This window comes from Roseisolibacter sp. H3M3-2, assembly GCF_029211165.1.
GTDB lineage: Bacteria > Gemmatimonadota > Gemmatimonadetes > Gemmatimonadales > Gemmatimonadaceae > Roseisolibacter.
This window is the reverse complement of the sequence record NZ_JARGEK010000382.1, coordinates 1-4,314: the sequence shown is the minus strand read 5'-3', so window position 1 is coordinate 4,314 and position 4,314 is coordinate 1. Positions and strand designations below refer to the sequence as shown.

Here is a 4,314-nt window from a genome sequence, read left to right as displayed (position 1 = left end):
TTGGCTCACAGAACGACATGGCTACGATCCGACTTGCCGCCGACGGCGGGGGCGCCACGCGTCGCGCGGTCGCCGGGGGCGGGGTGAGCCGGTCGGGCGTGCACGCGCCGAGCGGCGCCGCGTGCAGCGCGAGGGCGGCGTTCGCGAGCGCGGCGGTGCGCGCCGGTGTTCGGGCGGGGGTCGGTCCGCTATCTCTCCCTGACATCTGGGCCTCCGGGTGACGGGGTGCAGCCGCCCCGTCCCCACCGCGGGGACGACGGCCGCGCTGCGCCACCAGCATCCGGCCGGGGCCCCCGCAGGCCACCACGCGCGCGACGCGGCGCCGCTCGGCGCGACGCGCGACCGCGTGCCCGCGCGACCGCGCCGACCCGTCCCGCATGACCTTCCGCGACATCCTCGCCCGCGAGTTCCTCGGCAACCCGCTCGCCGCCTGGGCCGCCGCCGCCGGCATCCTCGCCGGCGTGTTCGCGGCGCTCGTCGTCGTCCGCCGGCTGCTCGTCCGCCGCCTCGAGCGCACCGCGCCCGCCTCGTCGACGATGGCCGACGACGTGTTCCTCGACGGGCTGCGGCGCACGCGCAAGTCGTTCCTGTTCGCGCTGGCGCTGGTCGCCGCGTCGCTGGCGCTCGAGATCCCCGAGTCGCGCCGCACGCTGATCGAGAAGCTGGCGACCGTGGTCGCGCTGGTGCAGCTGGCCAGCTGGGGGACCGGCGCCATCGCCTTCTGGCTGCTGCGCATGACGCGCGAGCGGCAGGCGAGCGACCGGGCGAGCCTGACGACCCTCAACGTCATCGCCGTCGTCGCGCGCGTGGTCCTGTGGGCGCTGCTCTTCCTGCTGGCGCTGCAGTCGTTCGGCGTCGACGTGACCGCGCTCATCACCGGCCTCGGCATCGCCGGCGTGGCGGTCGCGCTGGCGGTGCAGAACGTCCTCGGCGACGTCCTGGCGTCGCTGTCGATCGCGCTCGACAAGCCGTTCGTGATCGGCGACTACATCGTCGTCGACGCGTTCCAGGGGACGGTCGAGGAGATCGGGCTCAAGACGACGCGCATCCGCTCGCTCACCGGCGAGCAGATCATCGTGGCGAACGCCGAGCTGCTGAAGGCGCGCATCCGCAACTACCAGCGGCAGACCGAGCGCCGCGTCGCCTTCACCCTGCTCTTCCCGCTCGAGACGCCCCCCGACGCGATCGAGCGGGTGCCGCCGCTGGTGCGCGAGACGATCCTCGAGAACTCGCCGGTGCGGCTCGACCGCGTGCACTTCGCGGCCATCACCGACCAGGCGCTGGCGGTCGAGGCGGTGTACTTCGTGCTCGACGCGAACCACGCCGTGCACGTCGAGATCCAGCAGCGCATCAACCTCGCGCTGCTCCGCCGGCTGTCGGCCGCCGGGGTCCGGCTGGCGGTGCCGACGCGGTCGGTGGTCGTGAAGGGGGGCCCCGACGCGGAGACGGAGGCGACGGCCGCGGCCGTCGCCTGACGTCGCCTACACGCCGCGCCGACTCAGGACTCGTCGAGCTTCGCGTCCAGCTCGATCTCGACGTTCCCCATCAGCGCCGTCGACACCGGGCAGCTGCTCTTGGTGGCCTCGGCGACGTCCTTGAACGCGTCGCGGTCGGCGCCGGGGACGCGGGCGGTGCAGTCGAGCTTCATGCGCGTGATCTTGAAGCCGTCGCCGACCTTCTCGATCGTGCAGGCGGCCTTGGTCTCGATCTTCTCCGGCGTCATGCCGGCCTGCGTGAGCGCGAGACTGAGCGCCATGCTGAAGCAGGCCGCGTCGGCGGCGGCCAGCAGCTCCTCGGGGTTCGTCCCGGACACGTCGCCGAAGCGCGTGCCGAACGAGTAGGCCCCGGTGATGGCGCCGCTCTCCCCGGCAAACTCCCCCTTCCCGCTGCGCAGGTCGCCGGTCCAGGTGGCCGAGGCGTGACGCGTGGGCATCGTCGAACTCTCCTGTTGGTGGTCTGGGCCAGCGCCTCAGTCCAGCGTCTTGCTGAACCGCCGCACGCTGACGGCGAGGATCGCGACCGCGAACACTAGCAGGACGACGGCCTCGCGCCACAGGGAGGCGAGCCCGACCCCGCGCAGCAGCACGCCGCGCAGCACGCGCAGGTAGTAGGTCAGCGGGAGCGCCAGCCCGACCCACCGCGCCGCCGCCGGCATCGCCTCGCGCGGGAACATGAAGCCCGACAGCAGGATGTTCGGGAGCAGGAAGAAGAAGCCGACCTGCATCGCCTGCGCCTGCGTCCGCGCCAGCGTCGACACCAGCAGCCCCAGCCCGAGGTTGGCGAGGATGAAGCCGAACGTGAGCGCGTAGAGCAGCGGCAGCGACCCGCGCGCCGGCACGCCGAACAGGAGGCGGCCGAGCAGCAGGACGACCGACATCTGCACGTAGCCGACGACGACGAACGGGGCGACCTTGCCGAGCATCAGGCTCCCCTTCCCGATCGGCGTCACGATCAGCTGCTCCAGCGTGCCGCGCTCGCGCTCGCGCACGATCGCCATGCTCATGATGAGCAGCATCGTCAGCGACAGGAGCACCCCCACCAGCCCCGGCGCGATGTAGACCGCGCTGCGCAGCCCGGGGTTGTACCACGGCCGCACGCGCACGTCGAGCGTCCACGCCGCGGGGCGCCCCGCGCGCTCTGCCGCCAGCTCGGCGCCGTGCGCCGCGCCCACCTGCGCCGCCGCCGCGATCGCCGCGCTCGACCCCGACGGCTCGGCGGCGTCGACGAGGACCTGCACGCGCGCCGGGCGCCCGCGCTTCAGCGCGCGCGCGTAGTCGGGCGGCACCACGATCGCCGCCCGCGCCTCCCCCGCCCCGATCGCCGCCGCCACGTCGGCCCGGCTGGCGGCGGCGCGCGTCACGTCGAACGTCCCGCTCTCGGCCAGCGCCTCGACCAGCGCGCGGCTCTGCTGCGTGCGCGACTCGTCGAGCACCACGGTCGGGAGGTGGCGCACCTCGGTGCGGATCGCGTAGCCGAACAGCGCCAGCTGCAGCGCCGGGAGCACGACCATCATCCCCAGCGTCAGCCGGTCGCGCCGCATCTGCACGAACTCCTTGCGCAGCATCGGCCAGAACGCCGAGGCGCGCAGGCGCGCGAGCGGGCCGGACGCGACGCTCACGCCCCCACCGCCTCGGTCTCCTGCAGGTGCACGAACACGTCCTCCACCGTCGGCAGCCCGAACTGCGCGGTGATCTCCGCGCTCGTCCCGACCGCGATCAGCGCCCCGCGCGCCATGAACGCCAGCCGGTCGCAGCGCGCCGCCTCGTCCATGTAGTGCGTCGTCACCAGCACGGTCGTCCCCTCGGCGGCCAGCGCGCGGATCGCGGCCCAGAAGCGCCGCCGCGCCGCCGGGTCCACCCCCGCCGTCGGCTCGTCGAGGAAGAGGAGCCGCGGGCGGTGTGCGGTCGCGCAGGCGAGGGCGAGGCGCTGCTTCCACCCGCCGCTCAGCGTCCCCGCCAGCTGCCCCGCGCGCGCGGCGAGCCCCAGCCCGTCGAGCAGCTCCGCCACCCGCGCCGCGCGCGCCGCGCCGCGCAGCCCGTACACGCTGGCGTAGAAGTCGAGGTTCTCGGCGACGGTCAGGTCGTCGTACAGCCCGAACTTCTGCGACATGTAGCCGATGGCCCGCTTCACCGCCTCCGGCTCGCGCACGACGTCGTGGCCGACCACCGTCGCCGTCCCCGCGCTCGGCGCGAGCAGCCCGCACAGCATGCGGATCGTCGTCGTCTTCCCCGAGCCGTTGGGGCCGAGGAGGCCGAACACCTCGCCGCGGCGCACCGTGAGGTCGAGCCCCGCCACCGCCACCAGCGCCCCGAAGGCGCGCCGCAGCCCGCGCGTCTCGACCGCGGCCCCGGTCACGGCGCCGCCGGCGCGATCGTGACCGTCACCGGCATGCCGGCCTTGAGCGCCCCCGACGTGTCAGCGATGGCGACCTTCACCCCGAACACGAGGTCGGCCCGCTCCTCCTCGGTGAGCGCCGCGCGCGGCGTGAACTCGGCGCGGTCGCGGATCGCCACCACGCGCCCCGGCACCGCGCGCGCGAGCCCGTCGGCGGCGAGCGACGTCGCCGCGCCCAGGCGCACGCGGGCGAGCGCGCCCTCCGCGACGTACACCCGCACCCACGGCCGCCGCGGCTCGCCGAGCGTCAGCGCGGGGACGCCGGCGGCCAGCACCTCGCCCGGCTCGGCGGCGCGGACCAGGACCGTGCCGTCGACGGGGGCGAGGAGGGTGAGGTCGCGCGCCGTCGCCTCGACGCCCGACGCGGCGGCCCGGGCGCCCGCCAGCTCGGCGCCGGCGGCGCGGACGCGGGCGGCGGTC

The 4,314-nt window shown here is 75.1% G+C and carries 5 protein-coding genes and 1 pseudogene; 1 reads left to right on the top strand and 5 read right to left on the bottom strand.

What is annotated here, in order from left to right; translation table 11 throughout:
* Positions 1-205, bottom strand: a pseudogene (locus PYV61_RS21515) (hypothetical protein); the annotation flags it as partial.
* A 172-nt stretch (positions 206-377) separates the two neighbouring features.
* Between PYV61_RS21515 and PYV61_RS21510 the strand changes: the two are divergent.
* Positions 378-1,475 (top strand): mechanosensitive ion channel family protein, encoded by a 1,098-nt coding sequence (locus tag PYV61_RS21510; protein ID WP_275835516.1) that lies wholly within the window; start codon positions 378-380, stop codon positions 1,473-1,475.
* Positions 1,476-1,498: 23 nt separating this feature from the next.
* Here PYV61_RS21510 and PYV61_RS21505 read toward each other — a convergent pair whose 3' ends face one another.
* The 4 genes from PYV61_RS21505 to PYV61_RS21490 form a co-directional block, all read right to left on the bottom strand.
* Positions 1,499-1,933: an OsmC family peroxiredoxin gene (locus tag PYV61_RS21505; RefSeq protein ID WP_275835514.1), complete on the bottom strand. Its 435-nt coding sequence runs from the start codon at positions 1,931-1,933 to the stop codon at positions 1,499-1,501.
* Between the two features lie 36 nt (positions 1,934-1,969).
* The gene (locus PYV61_RS21500; RefSeq protein ID WP_275835512.1) at positions 1,970-3,118 is read right to left on the bottom strand and encodes an ABC transporter permease; all 1,149 of its coding nucleotides are present in this window, start codon (positions 3,116-3,118) and stop codon (positions 1,970-1,972) included.
* Positions 3,115-3,855 carry an ABC transporter ATP-binding protein gene (locus tag PYV61_RS21495; protein WP_275835510.1) on the bottom strand — a complete coding sequence of 247 codons (741 nt, stop codon included), beginning with the start codon at positions 3,853-3,855 and terminating at the stop codon, positions 3,115-3,117. Before PYV61_RS21495 ends, PYV61_RS21500 begins: the two co-directional genes overlap by 4 nt.
* On the bottom strand, positions 3,852-4,314 hold a 463-nt coding region (locus PYV61_RS21490), incomplete at its 5' end, for an HlyD family efflux transporter periplasmic adaptor subunit (RefSeq protein WP_275835508.1). The genes PYV61_RS21490 and PYV61_RS21495, both read right to left, overlap by 4 nt.

Coding starts and splice junctions, on each gene's coding strand:
- PYV61_RS21505 (WP_275835514.1), bottom strand. CDS start 1,933: ATGCCCACGCGTCACGCCTCGGCCACCTGGACCGGCGACCTGCGCAGC.
- PYV61_RS21510 (WP_275835516.1), top strand. CDS start 378: ATGACCTTCCGCGACATCCTCGCCCGCGAGTTCCTCGGCAACCCGCTC.